Here is a 15,089-nt window from a genome sequence, read left to right on the forward strand (position 1 = left end):
GGGAGGTGGGAGGAATGGCGACTGCATTTTGCTCCTCTGGCCGAAGTCCGCTTGGGTGCCGGATCTCAGTGGATATCAGCGTTGAAGAGAGCGGTTGTTTCCTTGCTAAATGGCACGGACGAAGTCTGTGCGCGCGACGTACACTCTGTGTATGAGTTCGTCAGCAAAGTTAGAAGATTCGCGGCGTGGGCGATCGACGAAGGACTGCTAACGCCTGCCCATGTTTCGCCCCGCGACATTGAAAGGTATCTGAGAGAATTAATTGAGTCGAGCACAGCAAGGCGTAGCATCAAGCCGAGCGCAGCGTACATAGAGGGCGTGGCAAAGCACATATGCATCACGCTGGCGCTTCAGCCCAACGGATGCAGCATGATCGAACCGCAAGTGAAACGGCTCGTCTCCAGCTTGGCGATCGATCGGTCAGGTAGAAGAATAGGGAGAACGCCTCCCGAGCCATTGATTCTGGAGCTCTTACACGAGGCCATTCGTTGGACAGGAGCGCCTGCGGATGACCTCATTCGGCTGAGGGACAAGTATCGGCACGGAGTAATGTCCGTTAAGCACCTAGGGCACACGGCAAGAAGGGCTTACGGAAGGAAGGAGCTGGTCGGCGAGAAGTTCTCGATAGACGAGGTGACCGGGCGGCCGTGGACCGACGTTGACCCAACGAATGCACCCGAAGTAGCAAGGCTGCTCAGAGTCTTGCAAGGAGCATGCATATACATAATTGCGTTTGCCTGCGCCCCGCGCACTTCGGAGATTCGCGCTATTCAGTCATCCAGCCTGGTTTCTCGAGAAGAGGAGGACGGCGTTACCTATAGCTACATCGTAGGGCGGCTTGCGAAATCAGGCAGGGCACACGAGTGGGTGGCCTGCGAGCCAGTGGTGAAGGCTATACGGGTGCTTGAGCGTATTTCGGCTCCGCTCGCAGAGATCAGTGGCCGAAAGGCAGTGTTGCAAGGGGGGCTTGGCTCAATGCTTTGGTCGGCACGGTGGACCGCCGATCGAATCCAACTCGTCACGGCCTCGGCCGTCAGTAACAAGCTGACGCTTTTCACAGAGCATGTCTCGAGGGAAAATCAGAAGCAACTGAGCAAGTCCATCACCGCCAGACATGGGCGACGGGCATTCGCTCGCTTTGTGACGATGAGAAACAAGGCCGCATTGGGAGACCTAGCCCATCACTTTGGCCATATGTCGCGAGCGGTCACGGACCGATACTACGGAAGCGGTGACGGCGAGTACGCAAGGCTGATTAGTGACTTCTCGCACGACGATGCCATGGCCGTACTTAACGAGATTGCTCATGGGACGAGCGTATACACGAACCTAGGGTCAACCGTTGAAGCGCAGCTGCGCGGAAAATGCTCGCTTATCACATCCAGATCCAGGAAGAGCCTTGAGATTCGGCGCATGCTCGGCGCGGGCGCAAATTTAGCCCCTTGTGACTGGGGCGTCTGTATGTACAAGCAGGATACTAGTGCTTGCAAGGGATCCTCACTTGGGCCCAGTGATGCTCGTCGGTCTCCCGACGTCTGTGTTGATTGCTTGAATTTTGTCGTTCCACCTAGCTGGCTGCCATGGTGGGAGCACCGTGTCGAGGACCTTAAGCGATTCTCTCGTCTGAGGGGTATGTCCGAGCAACAAAGGCTTGTGGTCGAGTCTCGACTAGCCAAAGCTCTCCAAGTAGTCGCCAGAGCAGGAGGAGGAACAGATGACGGCTCGACGAACGGCAACTAGACTCGAAAGCATTCTTGCGATTCTTGAGGTTCAGGCGGCCCGTGCTTCGAGAGGAGGCGAACGCATTTCAGTTGCAAGTGTCGCTAGGGAGGCGCGCGTTTCTCGCCAAGCCCTTTATGAGACGTATCCTTCTGTAGTTGAGCGAGTTCGTGAGCTCCGCCAGAAGCGCAGTCGCACGGCCACGGATAACGCTGCGTCGGTGCTTGGGCTAAGGCGGCGACTGGCGTCAGAGTCGGAGAAGGTCCGCGTCCTTGCCACGTTGGTCGCGGAGCTTATGGCTGAGTTGTCGAGCAATCAGCTCCAGGCGCAGGATAAGATTGATCGCTTAACGCGTCAGCTAGAGGCGGGCGCTCAAACGAGAGTGAGGGCAGCCCATCATGAGCGAGATCGGTGATGTTTGGGACGCGCTGTACTCGGGTCCTACCTCAGTTGATCTACGAGCCAGATCCGATCTGATGATTCTGATACAAGAGCGGCTTACCTCGCGCGCCATCTCCGTCGAGCAAGCTGCGCGCCTGGTCAAGGTCGATCCGGCGGCCGTGTCCGACTTGCTTAGCGGAAAAATCGATCTTTTTACTGCGGAAGAGCTGAGGTCGATCCTCGGTAAGCTGCTGGATGACCAATAGACGGGCATCCGAGAGCTCATGCTCAGAGCTGTGCTTCGCTGGAAGCCTTCGAATCATTCGCAGATGGAGCAGCATTCTCACTGCAACTGTTGGCCTCCGCGACGGGCCAGGAGGCCGGCGTCACTGAAGATGGGGGGCCAAGCAACTCGCGTATCGCGATATCGCGCTCGCCGATAACTTGAAGCAGGCACTGCTGCTGTGCTTCGTCACACCAGTCTAAGTTCGGAGTTTCGGCTGCGATCTGGCGTGCGCGAAGTCGGCCCTCCGAAATCTGCTGGGCGAGCTCGCTGGCCGAGATTCGAAACACCGTCGCCATGGCTTCCTCGGTACGCTTCGATAGAACTAGGGCGTGGCGCCGAACTTCCTCGGCCATTGGGCACATCGATAGGCGTTCGCGAAATGCTCCTTCTGACCGCGCAAGGGTGAGCGTGTCATTGATTGGAGATGTTGAGACAGGTGCAGAAGGAGCGCTCTGCGCCACGCTCAGCAGCACACTAGTAATGAGACCCGCGCTGTTCATAGCTTTCGAAACGTTTCCTTCCATACCTTCTTCGGAGCGCTCGCGATAGCACCGCCAGCCTTCGATATAGCCTCATCCATGCTGTCGCCAATATCCTTGATGCCTTTACCGAAGCCCTCGAGGATATCGCCAGCCCCTTCCAACAGGTCTCCAGAGAACTCAAATGCGTCTTCGGCAAAGCGAACCTGGAACTTGAGAACGTCGAGGTGCTTGTCGGCAATGTCGGCGACGACAGAGTTTGGTCCAATGTCAGGCAAGCCTAACGCCCGTACAAAGCGACGAATCTCGTTGTTTCTGCCGAAGCAATTCCCGTCAGCAAATCTAACGTTCTTACATTGGATGAACTCCTGGAGCGCAAGGCGTCCGCCGGAGCAAGTAGCAAATGTAATTGGCTCGCCGCCGGATGCGACCGCGCACTGTAGCAGTATCTGCTGACTCGGATTGAGGCCCGGACTCGCTACGCAAACACCAGTTCCCAAAGGATCTCCTTGCGCTTGGATCGCGCATGCCGCTAGCCGGCCAAGGTCGCCACCAAGGCCCAGCGACACCTCTTTCAATGCAGAGCATGTTGCGAACGACTCCATCGAATCAGAGTTGGTTTGGGCGCACTCGGCAGCCCCGCGCAGATTCTCTGGAATGCTCGGGCCTGCCATGCAGAGCGCCATCTGCGCATTACTGGCCTTGTGCTTGGTTGTGCACTCTAGGACCTCTGCGGCCCTTTGTGCGTCGCCGCCAAGAGCGCGCAATGCACAGGACTGAAGGCCCCCGGCAGTCTTGCTGACTCTATACCCTTCAATGCAAGCGACAAGATCGGGTGGTACTTCAGACCTCGCTGCGCACCATGCCGTGGCTTTCAGGTCGCTCGCGTTCTCTTGATAGCAGACTAGCCCTGGCGCGTTTCCAGCGACGCATTCTGAGAGAAGCGAGTTTCTATCCGACGCGTTTCGCGTAATGCACTCCAGAGTCTTCGAGCTTTCGGAGTTGAGCACCTTCTTGAGAGTGCATTGCATGGCGAGCTGCTGATAGCGTTCATCTGAATTCGCTCCCTGCGAATCCAACGCGCATTGCTTGGCAACCAGTTCATACGTATCAAAGTCGACGTCGCTGACGCGAGGAAGACGTGTGTTGCTCGCGAGCTTCTTAACGTCAAAGCTTTCCGTGATCTGAAGTACGTTGGCCATGGCGCCAGTGGCAATCGCTGGCATGCAACGGTCGCCTGTCAGACATTTCCCAATGTCAGCATCAGTCACGACGTATCCAGAACATGAGGCGATCTTTCCTAGGCTAAGACCATCGAGTCGCTTCAGGCGAACGCACTCCACTATCCGCGTTCGAGCCACTTCGTCGGAGATCGAGAGCAGTGCTTGATTGCCCCGTGGGAGGGTTGAAGCTGCGTACATGGGTGATTGGATAAGATCGATAACGCGGGCTGCGCTTTCCTGGGTTAGACCAATGGTCGTTGGCACGCTGGACGATATGGAAACCGCAAGGCCGTTGCCCTTGGATTCCTTGCGCTTCCTGAGAATCTGGACCAGTGCTTCGAACTGCCGAAGTCGTGAGGCTTCATCGATTTTGGGCCAGTCAGCTGCGCCGGGAGCGGTTGATGTCTGTGCAGGTACGACGTCTCCCGGCTCCGCGGCGCCGACATGCCACCATTCGTCATGCGGTCGAGCGCCGCGGCTTTGGCTCCATGCATACAACTGTGTGTACCCGTATTCACGGACCTTTATCCGGCCGCTACCTTCAAGCCCCTTCATGTTGCAGGGGTGCCGATCTTCTCGCGGCGTGGGCACGGGGCATCGGCGGAGTGAGATCAGAAGCCGCGCCTGCTTGCGAATGGCTTCAGGGACGATCACGTTTCCGCAGTGGATATGAAGTCTGTTCCTAACTGCATCTGGCTGGCTGCGGAGCCATGAATCCACTAGACCGATACGACGCTTGGTCTCTTTAGTGACTGCCGCAGCGCTCAGCTCATGTGAGGTAGGTTCAGCGGCGTACTCCCGAGCAAGATCGATCGCCACGGTGTCTGCGCGGGGGATCGAACCTGAATCGTAAGGAAGGTCGTTCTGCGGGTCTGCGAGGATGTCGGTTAGCCGACTGCCCCATGTGCCGAGGGCATAGCGGGTGCAATTCTCTAGCCCGGTCTTCGCCTGCTGCGACAGGGAGGCGGGCTCGGGAAGAGCAAGTCCAGCTACTACCAGCTCGTAGACTGGGCTCTTGCTGACTGGGTCGAACCCAGCTTCCACGGCGGCGATGGGATACTGCGCCATCAAACGGTCTGCGTTTGCGGGGTGGGCCGCAATCAGCAGAAGCAAGAACACTCCTAGGCTACTCCTCGACATTGCCAGGGCCTTGAGATTTGCCACCGAAGTTCAAGTGGCTCCGAAGGATGGGAAGCGCTTTCTCGTGACTCGATGTAACTAGGTCCGTGTAGTTGGCAACGAGCGAACCTTGCGAGCGCGGCCACCCTCTGCCAGGTTCCGATGGTCGCAAGGTGTACTGTTAATGGCTCGAAACTTGACGGGCTTGTCATGTCGCTCCAAGGGGCCGATTCAAGAGGCCCATTTCCGACGAACGGTCGGTCCCGTGCTGCGCGCACCACGTTATGAACGATCGTGCATTTGCGCACAGTCCTGAGAGGTTGCGTATGAAGACCGTGATGGCACTATTGATACTGCTAGTTGCGCTCCCTTCGATAGCGGCCTCAGAAGGGGCTACGGCTATCTCAACCGGCAAGAGTAAGCTGGAAGCGTGCAGTAACGCGAAGGCGCAGGCCGCTCAGCAATGTACAAGCGGAAAGGCGAAGTCATATGGCGAATGTAGCTGCGAGGAGGGCACATTCGCTGGAGGTGACAAGCATCAGTGCTCCGTGGATGTTGCCTGTGCCGATAACGCAGAGAAGAAGGATAAGAACGGTAGGTAGGCTCAACCGACCTCTACCACCTGTCTTGGTCGCGAGTGCTCGGTCCGGGCGCTCGTATCGTCTATGCGCTTGCTGGAAGCGCCCCGGACCGAGCCCACGAGGCGGCGCTCCGCGCAAAGAGCTCGCATCATTCCCCAGACCGTACGTCGCCGTCTGCGCTTGGACGCAGTTGGCTGAGGGCGACCTCATTCCGGAAAGTGGTCGCTAGCCGAAGCGAGACCGGCGTACGCGCGTGGGGTGTCGAGATCGCCTTACCCTGCGCCATCAGGTCGGCGAATGGGTCAACGATGCTCAGGCCCACCTCGCCGACTCATACCTCCAAATTCGTCGCCCGAGCCGTCATGTAGCGCACAGCCTGCTCCGCGCGTCACGTCACTTCGTAGTGGGCCAGCCCAGGTGCATGCAGGTGAGCCGCGGCCTCTCGCCTGCTAGGGCGAGACGCCATCACGCACTGGTCGATGCAGAAGCGCTGCGTTGGGCATTCGACGGGGCAATAAATACGAAAGCCAAAGGCATTTGAGGCGACGTCAATGCTTCGGAGGCACCCGTACTAGCGCTTGCTGGGCGATGGAAGGTATCCGTCTAGTTCCTTCAGCCCCTCATCGCCCTCTTCCCCGCGATTGCTAGGGGATTTGGTCGTCTCCCGCATCTCCTCAGCACCCAAGCGAAAAAAGGGCGCCGATAACGGCGCATCAGCGTTCCAGTCACGAAGCGACGAACCGCCTGCAATCGAGCTACGACTGGGTTGAGGCATTCGCCGGTCGAGTCACCTTCGGACAGTTCGCGCTGCTCACCTATCTGCGGCCATTCCTCGAAACGGTGACGAAGGTGGATGAACACCTTGAGCCTGAGCCTGATGGTCATCGGCGTGACCGGTTTCATCGGCATAGCGGCGATAGGTGTGGTGCTCAAGTTTTATCTCAACCCGGCCCTCATCGCGATTCCACTGCTGATGGCCGTGATTGCGATTGCATTCGGTGCATAGGGTATGCGTATTGCCTGCGCGTCCCGGGCGTGCTGGGCGGCGAATACGGCGGAAGTAATCTGGTGTATGGCTTGGCTGGCGGCAAGGAGCCCTCACGGTGACTGCCCCGTTTGCCGGGATCTCCGAGACCGTAGCAGTGAACACGTCATAGCCTGCTCCGACGTTGACCCACACCGCCGGCCGGCGCGACCGCTCGCATTAGCAATGACAATCTCGATAGGCCCCAAGCTTCCACAAAACCCTTGTCGACATCGCCCGGCGATGCCCGAGCCACGGTACCGCCCGAGACGGGAAGTGACGGCCGGGCTAATCCGATCTACTGCCGACACCTCGCCACACCGGACGGGATTTCCTCGCGCTCCGCCCGGCTCAACGTTTGCTGCGAGCGTCGGTGTTCCGCATGCGGGGCCTCGACTTTGAAGAGGGGTCGTGGATTACGGATGAGGAGGGGAGGATCTGTCGGCAAGCGATATGCAACCTGGCTCAGCGCGTCCCTGACGAATCGGATCGTAATATCTCTCTGTGACGAGTGCCCCAGATCGGGGCTTGGCTATCGAAATGGCTCTTGACAAACCTGCTTTGTGTTCGAATGCTTCGCGCAGGGTCTCACCTAGACGGCTAAAGTCGGGTCGAAATTTTGAAGAGTCGGAAGACGTAAGCTCAGTCTTCGCGAATCAACCAAGATGGGATGGACGCGTATGGAAACGCATGCCCGAGTGTCAGTATTGCTCAGCTGTAAACCTGCTGAGTCATGCGCCCACTGTGCGCGTGATTGGGAAGTTCATGCTTCCGCATCCTCGTGATTGAACGGCTCGCCGGAGCAGCTTGAAGATTGCTGCCACTGACACAATGGTTGCGGGCGGCAGAGGACTCTCGCGGCGCCCTCGACTATGCGGCATCGGACTAAGGAAGATGTATGTCAAGGATTAGCGCAAGGACTCGTCAGCAGCTTTCGAACTCGGCAAGTAGCATCCTGTGCGCCCTCTTTCGTTGGCCGCGGTTGGCAGCGCATCTTCTCGCTGCAACAGGCCTATCTCTGGTGCCCGCTACTGCATCCGCGGAGTACATCGAGCAGAAGAATTTCTGTTATGAGTCGCAGTGTTTTGAATCGCTATCTCAAGCCGAGCGTGCAATGCGAACGTCGCTCGCAAGTCAGAACGGGGCTCGGTTGAGGCGAATCAAATCCCAAGGTTCGCCAGACGGAAGTGTCGTCTCCTTTAGCTATGCCATGCCTAATGTCGCTCCAAGCTCATATGATCCGCCCGCATACAATATCGGAGGATGGAGCGCGGCAAGGGTGGGCTGTACGGCATCTGCTTGGGATTCAAATTCTTGTGCCGACGAGCTGGAAGGGGCTCAGAAGTTCTTTCAGATGGTGGTTGATGGAAACGCAGGGTGGTGCGATACCTATGATTTCAGGATCATAGGTCAGCACGCGACGCCAGTGTTTGAGGTTTATCGCACAAACAACGACGCTATCGGATCCATGGCATTTGGGTTGACCGGAGAGAATGCCCGATCCGGAGAGTACAAAGTCTATTGCTCCGGGTGGGGCAGTTTGCCGCCAAGGACCGATACTTTTGGGATCTTCAAAGGGCAAAGATTCTATTGTCCCGTTGGCTACGCCGTGATCGCCGGAAGAGAGAGGAAGTACAAGGACATCGAACCAGTCGCTAGCCCATCGAGAACCATTGACTGGCCGTATGTCTGCGGTAGCGGAGTTCGAGCTACTATCATCGGTATTACAAAGCAGGTGAAGTCCTGCTCGGCCAATCAGAATCCCTGTCATCCGAGTACCGGAGATAAATCCAGAGCGGAGCATGATTTTGACGCTTTAGGTCTCTCTTTCATCCGCTACTACCATTCGTTGCAACAGTTTGACGACCCTTCGCTGGCCCCAGGTTGGAGCCACACATTCAGTGAACGAATCGATGTGCCATCGTTGTACGCTGTCAGTGCGGAGGGGCACTACGAATCTATCGTCTCAATAGGGAGCGGGCGATATCGTCTGAAAGGAAGCGATGGGCGATACCTGGTTACTGTCAACGCAGGTGGCGTAGCTCATCGAATGCATGAGCCCGGCGGCATCATCAAAGAGTTCGACTCAAACGGGAGGCTGATTCGGGTTGTCAACACGGCAAGGCCAGGCGTGGACGTCCGGCTTGAGTACAATGGCGCGTTCCTTTCCAAGGCTATAGGCGCAGATGGAAGAATCCTGGCCTTCCGCTACGAGAATGCGCGGCTCGTGCAAATTGTTCTTCCCGACGGAGCTGCTGTCGGTTATGGACGTGACAGCGACGAGAACCTTGTTTCGGTACAGATCGCTGGTCGTACAAAGCTTTACAGTTACCACGAGCCCGGGCTGGCTGAAGAAGTGTTCCGCCACCACCTGACCGGAATCACGTACGAAGACGGTCAAAGGCATGCTTCCTTTGGCTACGACGGATTCGGGAGAGTCACATCAAGTCGCCTTCATGTAGGGGTAGGGTTTGCCTCGGAGACATCGCTCGCCTACGACGCCGCGAATAAAGTAACTGTCACTTCACCGGCAGGGGTACGTACGTACACCATGGGTGCAGGTCCATTCCGTCCTGTGGTAGGCATTGCGAGTGAGGTTGGCTCGATTACGCGCGTTTACAACAGCGATGGAACTCTGCAGCAGCAGACTGATCGGACGGGCCGCATCACGAATCTCGGGTACGTCGAGGGATACGAGACCTCAAGGCACGAAGCCGCCGGAACCGCTCAGGAGCGAGTTGTCTCAATTGAACGCAACACAAGCAAGAAGATAACCAAACGTACGGTGCAGGGCCGTATTGCGGGTGTGTTGGTTGAGCAGCTCATGGAGACGTCTAGTTACGACGGCGCGGGCCGAGTAGTCGCAAGGTGTCTTATTGATCCCGCCGTCCAGGGCGCGATCCACTACTCCTGCGGATCTAGCGCTAGCCCGCCAATTGGCGTGAGGCAATCTCGGACGACCTATTGTGAGCAATCTGGCGTCGATTCCGGAGCGTGTCCGGTTCTTGGTCTCGTGCTCTCCGTTGACGGAGCGCGTAACGGCGCTGACGACGTCACAGCTTACGAGTACTTCGCCGCTGACCATGCCAATTGTGCGGCCTCGCTGATGGCATGCGATTGGCGCAAAGGCGACCTCTGGAAAGTTACCAATTCCCTCGGCCAGACTACTGAAACCCTGCGCTACGACGGAGCAGGCCGCGCGCTGTCGGTCAAAGATCCTAATGGCGTTATCACAGACTTCGAGTATCACCCACGTGGATGGCTCGCCGCACGTAAGGTGCGCGGTGCGGACAACGGCACCGAGTCGGATGACCAGATCATGCGCATCGACTACTACCCTACGGGGCTGGTCAGCAGCACGACTCTGCCAGACGGCAGCTTCACTTCCTACGTGTACGACGCGGCGCATCGGTTGACAAACGTCGTGGATGCCGACGGCAACGCGATCCACTACACGCTGGACAATGCCGGGAACCGGATCAAGGAAGAGGTGAAGGACAGTGATGGCAGCCTTAAGCGCACGCTTTCGCGGGTGTACAACCAGCTGGGCCAATTGCAGATGTCCAAGGATGCCGCCAACCAACCAACAGGCTTCACCTATGACCCGAATGGCAACTTGGACACCGCCTCCGATGCGCTGGGCCGCGTGTCGGACAGGGACTACGATCCGCTGAACCGGCTGAGCCGGACCCTTCAAGACGTCGCCGGCATCGCCGCCGAGACCAGGTTCAAGTACGACGCATTGGACAACCTGACCGAGATTGTCGACCCGAAGGGCCTGAGCACCAAGTACCAGTACAACGCCTTTGGCGACTTGATCCGTCTGGAAAGCCCCGACACGGGTGTGACCACCTATGGCTACGACGCGGCTGGCAACCGTATCAGCGCGCTGGACGCCCGCGGCGAGCAGAGCACCTACAGCTACGATGCGCTCAACCGGCTCACCGGGATCGCCTACAGCGATGCCGCGCTGAACGTGAGCTACACCTACGATGCAGTGCAGGCGGTATGCGACCCCAACGAGACGTTCGCGATCGGTCGCCTGACACGGATGGACGACGGCAGCGGCTCCACCCAGTACTGCTACGACCGATTCGGCAATCTGACCCGCAAGGTGCAGGTGACCAACGGCCAGTCCTTCACGCTGCGATATGCCTACACCAAGGCAGGCCAAGTGGCGGCCATCCAGTATCCGGACGGGATGCTGGTGGACTATGTCCGCGACGGTCTGGGCCGCGCCACGGAGGTGGGCGTCACGCTGAGCGGCGGAATCCGCCAGGTCCTGCTGACCGGTGCCACCTATCACCCGTTCGGCCCAGTCGCCGGTTGGACGTTCGGTAACGGACGCACCATGTCCCGTACGCTGGACCTGGACTACAGGCCCAAGACGATCCTGAGCACGGGCACCGGGGCTGGCGGGTTGAACCTTGGCTTCGGCTGGGACGCGGTTGGCAACCTGGCCAGCCTGCACACCAGCGGACTGGAGCAGCCGCCGCGGATCACCTTCGGCTATGACGCCTTGGGCCGTCTGACGACGTTCCAGGACGGACCTACCGGAGCGGTCATCGAGCAGTACGCCTACGACGCGACGGGCAACCGCACCAGCTTCACGAACGCCGGCGGCACGCAGCTGTACGACTATCCAACCGACAGCCATCGGCTGAGCGCTGTGAACGACGTGGCCCGCAGCTACGACGCGATAGGCAACACCACGTCAATTGGCGGTACGCAGCGTGAATTCGCGTACAACGCGGCCGGACGGATGAGTCTAGCGGAGCGCGACAACGCGGTGGTGATGCAATACGGTTACAACGCGAAGGGCGAGCAGGTGCGCAGGTACCTGAGCACGAGCAATACCTACGCGGTTCACGACGAGTCAGGGCTAAGGATGGGCGAGTACCACAGTGCCTCCGCGCCTACCCAGCAGATCGTCTGGCTTGACAGCCTTCCGGTGGGTGTCATTGCCAATGGCCGGATGAACTACGTGGAAGCTGACCATCTGGGCACTCCGCGTACGGTAATCGACGCACAGCTAGATGTGGCAGTTTGGGAGTTAGCTTTGTCGAGCGAAGCGTTCGGAAATAGTAGTCCCGCCGAAGACCCCGATTTCGATGGAGGCGCATTTCAATTGAATATGCGCTTCCCGGGGCAGATTTTCGATCCAGCGAGCGGCCTCAACTATAACTACTTCAGAGATTACGATGCTGCTTCTGGTAGGTATATTGAGAGTGATCCGATCGGTTTGGGGGCATCAATCTCGACCTACTCATATGTCGGCGCTAGCCCCCTCCAGTGGCGAGATCCCAGTGGCCTCGTGCGTTGGGATGGCAGGGCTTTGCCGTCGAGTGCTGGGGGCCTCGTCGCAGGCGGTTTGTTCGTGTTTGATTTAACTTCTCAATGTGTGAAGGGCAAAAGGGCGCGAGTGCTGGTGCGTGCTTGGGGCGCTGGCGTCGGTTGGGGGATTAAGTACCTGCCTCCAATCAACATGACAGCGGATAACGTGACGCTTGAAGATCACTTGCCAGAGATATTACCCGCTAACTTCAACGGCCTCTTCCATACGTTGGGTGTGAGCTTGAATGCACTTAATTGGGGCGCCGGATGTACTGGATATCAGTTAGGCAGTCACTGGACCCCAGCAGTAACTCGGGGCGTTGTCCCGTGCACCACAGGCGGTGCGGGTCTGGATCTGGGCGCAAATTATCTGGTAGGACAATCGACTCTGGTTCGAGTCAAATGGAGCCAGTGCGATGAATGTGAGCCAATTGACACGCCATTCGACAGCCTTTGAGCTGCCCCGTAGCAGCTCTAAGGCGATCGCAAGAATAGGCGCGTCCTGCAGCTTACGCACCAACCACCCAAGGGCCAGATCGTAAAGGCTGGACCGATGGATATGTAGCCGACCTTTCTGCCGCAATACGGACATGGCATGTAGGCGGATGCGATTGAAGTGATAGCGAAGCCGATGCCGAAGAGGAATATGAGTGTAGTTGCGTCGTAGGCGAGTGAGCCGACAAAGAGAGCGAGGCTGCCCCAAGACACCATTCGCATGAATCGATAGTTGCGCAAGCGTTGTAAGTTGAGTGGCATGCTGAGCCTCAGAACTGAGTAGACTTACGTTCGAGCATAGTTGCATAGAGACGCATTGGCACGTCTCTTGAGATCACCTATGCTGACGAACGGAGTGATCCTCGCCGGTGAATCAACATACTTATGTATGGAGTATGCTGATCGCACTAATCGGCCCCCGGGGCTCCCCCCTCCCCCCCGTAAAAGACCAATAGCCTTTGGTGATCTGCTGCGGCGATCAGCGTCGCAGCAACTTGCCGCGACAAGGCTCGATGCAGCGCCCGCTTACGGGCCTGGGACGACGTGCCCGATCCCAGGCGGTCTAGTCGACCTGATTAGCGCGATAAGCGTCGTACAGCTCACCGCCGGTGCTGCTCGTGTAAAGCGCGGAATGCACCCCGATACCTAGAGAATTCTTAACAGTGAGTAGGCACGTCTCCACTCCAGGTAGAGTACTAGTGGCCGCCCCGCAGCGGACGCCTTGTCACGAAACGCCGGTCGCGGAGTATTCTTGGGTGCGCGCCACGAAACGGGCGTGGTGAGGGGCGGGCTGCTACGCCACCCCGAGCGGCGTGGGTCAAGAATCAGGGGAAGATATGGGGCTGCACGGAAATGCTGAGCTACTGAAGGACACGCTTGAAGCCCAAGCGCTGTTTGAAGGCCGATTCTCGGGTCTCAAGCTTATGAACCTCGATCCTGCCACCGGTCAGAAGCGCGGGTGCTTCTCGCTGGTCTTCAAAGGATTCGACGAGGTAGAGCAGCGCCCGGTCGCCATCAAGTTCTTTGACCCTGACGCGATGATGGACACCTACCGTATCGCCGCTTTCCGGCGCGAGCATGAGATCTTGCGGGATCTCATCGGTACTGAAAGGTGTCTTCAGCTTGTTGCGCCGATTGGCACCTTCCCCCTCACTCTCGCGATTGCCCCTGGGAGGGTGATTACGATCCCCTGCGAGATGTAGTCGAGACGCTCGATGTGGGTGGGCTTCTTGGCGAAGGTAAGCTGCCGGATAGGTTGCGGGAGCTAAAGGCGCAAAGAGCCGAGCTAGCCGACCGGCTGATCCGCGAGGAAATCGAGGCGACCAACATCCTCGATGCGATCAGGCAGGGGGGGCGGCGCAGGAAGTCGAATGCTCGGAGCAGAGCTGACACGAATCGAAAACAGCGTGACCGCCGCGAGACTGGAGCTCGCGAAGATCGATCGTGACATTGAGGACCTGCATAAAGCCGACCCGGAAAAGCGAAAGGAAGAGCTGCGCAGGCTTCTGGAGCATCTCGGCGATGCCGAAGACCAGGTTGAGACAAGGAGGGCGCTCGCCGGCGAGCTGAATCGAGTACTCCGCAAGGTGACAATTTCCATCAACGAGCGAGTCGCGTGGGAGATCGCCGATGACAATCCCGACTGGATGGCGAAGTACGGGGTCAAATCACTGGCGCAGCTAGAGCGACTGTGCAAGGAGCACTCGTTCGATCTCCACTTGGTGTATCGAAGTGGGGACACGGTCAGCGTGGACGCGTTGGATGGCGAGTTCTTCAGGGCGAAGAAAAGCTTGAGGATGAAGTCGCTTGAGTATCGAGCGAAGTAGCTGGATCGGCAGGGCTAGTTAGTCCTAAACGGGATTTTGTTCATCAGCAGATCGCTGGCGAAGAGATAGGTCAGGCAGCCCGAACTAGATTAGTTTTCAAGTTCAACCAAAACATCAGGCAATGCTTCGCCTATCAAGGCGACCGGAGTCGCCAAGCTCGGAAGTCAAGAAGGTGCCATCAGCTGCCATCAGGGCGATCGAAGGTAGGTGTTGTTAATGTCGATCGCAGTCGCGTAATCCGCTTTATCCCGCAATTTTAGTATGTAGCTGATCCAATGTTCGTCGCTTCTAGCGGTTGCTCGATTCTGACTCAGGCTTGCCCAGTCGAGCTTCCGCCAGATGTGAAGGCAAGAAATACAGAACTGGTCAGGATCGACACCGGTAGGGGCTTCGACCTTGAGGTGATAGTGGAGGCGTTTGTTGCCTAGCCCAATGCCACCCTCCCGGACCGCAATCACCCGAAGACGCTCGCTGGCTTTCCTGCGCGTAATGAAGCGGCGGTTCAATCGATGCAGGAAGTGCCCAACGGTCGATTCGGCTATCGACTCCGTAAGGAGTTGACCCTGCCAGGAGGGCTTGAACGTCAGTGTCAACGCCACTCCGTCGAAAGAAGCCTCTTTGC

9 protein-coding genes are annotated in these 15,089 nt (G+C 58.0%); 6 read left to right on the forward strand and 3 right to left on the reverse strand.

What is annotated here, in order from left to right; translation table 11 throughout:
• The first annotated feature begins 147 nt into the window (after positions 1 to 147).
• Both I4U41_RS15605 and I4U41_RS15610 read left to right on the forward strand, forming a co-directional pair.
• The gene (locus I4U41_RS15605; RefSeq protein ID WP_206862078.1) at positions 148 to 1,740 is read left to right on the forward strand and encodes a hypothetical protein; all 1,593 of its coding nucleotides are present in this window, start codon (positions 148 to 150) and stop codon (positions 1,738 to 1,740) included.
• 377 nt (positions 1,741 to 2,117) lie between these two features.
• Positions 2,118 to 2,366 carry an XRE family transcriptional regulator gene (locus I4U41_RS15610; RefSeq protein ID WP_206862079.1) on the forward strand — a complete coding sequence of 83 codons (249 nt, stop codon included), beginning with the start codon at positions 2,118 to 2,120 and terminating at the stop codon, positions 2,364 to 2,366.
• A 22-nt stretch (positions 2,367 to 2,388) separates the two neighbouring features.
• On the opposite strand, the gene I4U41_RS15615 is transcribed toward I4U41_RS15610, so the two are convergent.
• Positions 2,389 to 2,739: a hypothetical protein gene (locus I4U41_RS15615; RefSeq protein ID WP_206862080.1), complete on the reverse strand. Its 351-nt coding sequence runs from the start codon at positions 2,737 to 2,739 to the stop codon at positions 2,389 to 2,391.
• Between the two features lie 143 nt (positions 2,740 to 2,882).
• Complete coding sequence (locus I4U41_RS15620; RefSeq protein WP_206862081.1) at positions 2,883 to 5,201, reverse strand: hypothetical protein; 2,319 nt, start codon at positions 5,199 to 5,201, stop codon at positions 2,883 to 2,885.
• A gap of 1,440 nt (positions 5,202 to 6,641) precedes the next feature.
• Between I4U41_RS15620 and I4U41_RS15625 the strand changes: the two genes are divergently transcribed.
• From I4U41_RS15625 to I4U41_RS15640, 4 genes are all read left to right on the forward strand, one after another.
• The gene (locus I4U41_RS15625) at positions 6,642 to 6,794 is read left to right on the forward strand and encodes a hypothetical protein (protein WP_206862082.1); all 153 of its coding nucleotides are present in this window, start codon (positions 6,642 to 6,644) and stop codon (positions 6,792 to 6,794) included.
• Positions 6,795 to 8,166: 1,372 nt separating this feature from the next.
• Complete coding sequence (locus tag I4U41_RS18460; RefSeq protein WP_242525268.1) at positions 8,167 to 12,603, forward strand: RHS repeat-associated core domain-containing protein; 4,437 nt, start codon at positions 8,167 to 8,169, stop codon at positions 12,601 to 12,603.
• Positions 12,604 to 13,477: 874 nt separating this feature from the next.
• Positions 13,478 to 13,843 (forward strand): hypothetical protein, encoded by a 366-nt coding sequence (locus tag I4U41_RS15635; protein WP_206862083.1) that lies wholly within the window; start codon positions 13,478 to 13,480, stop codon positions 13,841 to 13,843.
• A gap of 168 nt (positions 13,844 to 14,011) precedes the next feature.
• Positions 14,012 to 14,467 carry a hypothetical protein gene (locus tag I4U41_RS15640; protein ID WP_206862084.1) on the forward strand — a complete coding sequence of 152 codons (456 nt, stop codon included), beginning with the start codon at positions 14,012 to 14,014 and terminating at the stop codon, positions 14,465 to 14,467.
• A 188-nt stretch (positions 14,468 to 14,655) separates the two neighbouring features.
• On the opposite strand, the gene I4U41_RS15645 is transcribed toward I4U41_RS15640, so the two are convergent.
• Positions 14,656 to 15,060 (reverse strand): hypothetical protein, encoded by a 405-nt coding sequence (locus I4U41_RS15645; protein WP_206862085.1) that lies wholly within the window; start codon positions 15,058 to 15,060, stop codon positions 14,656 to 14,658.
• Positions 15,061 to 15,089: the final 29 nt, after the last annotated feature.

Source organism: Lysobacter changpingensis (assembly GCF_017308985.1).
GTDB classification, from domain to species: Bacteria; Pseudomonadota; Gammaproteobacteria; order Xanthomonadales; family Xanthomonadaceae; genus Lysobacter_J; species Lysobacter_J changpingensis.

Coding starts and splice junctions, on each gene's coding strand:
- I4U41_RS15640 (WP_206862084.1), top strand. CDS start 14,012: ATGCTCGGAGCAGAGCTGACACGAATCGAAAACAGCGTGACCGCCGCG.
- I4U41_RS15635 (WP_206862083.1), top strand. CDS start 13,478: ATGGGGCTGCACGGAAATGCTGAGCTACTGAAGGACACGCTTGAAGCC.
- I4U41_RS15615 (WP_206862080.1), bottom strand. CDS start 2,739: ATGGCCGAGGAAGTTCGGCGCCACGCCCTAGTTCTATCGAAGCGTACC.
- I4U41_RS15625 (WP_206862082.1), top strand. CDS start 6,642: ATGAACACCTTGAGCCTGAGCCTGATGGTCATCGGCGTGACCGGTTTC.
- I4U41_RS18460 (WP_242525268.1), top strand. CDS start 8,167: ATGGTGGTTGATGGAAACGCAGGGTGGTGCGATACCTATGATTTCAGG.
- I4U41_RS15610 (WP_206862079.1), top strand. CDS start 2,118: ATGAGCGAGATCGGTGATGTTTGGGACGCGCTGTACTCGGGTCCTACC.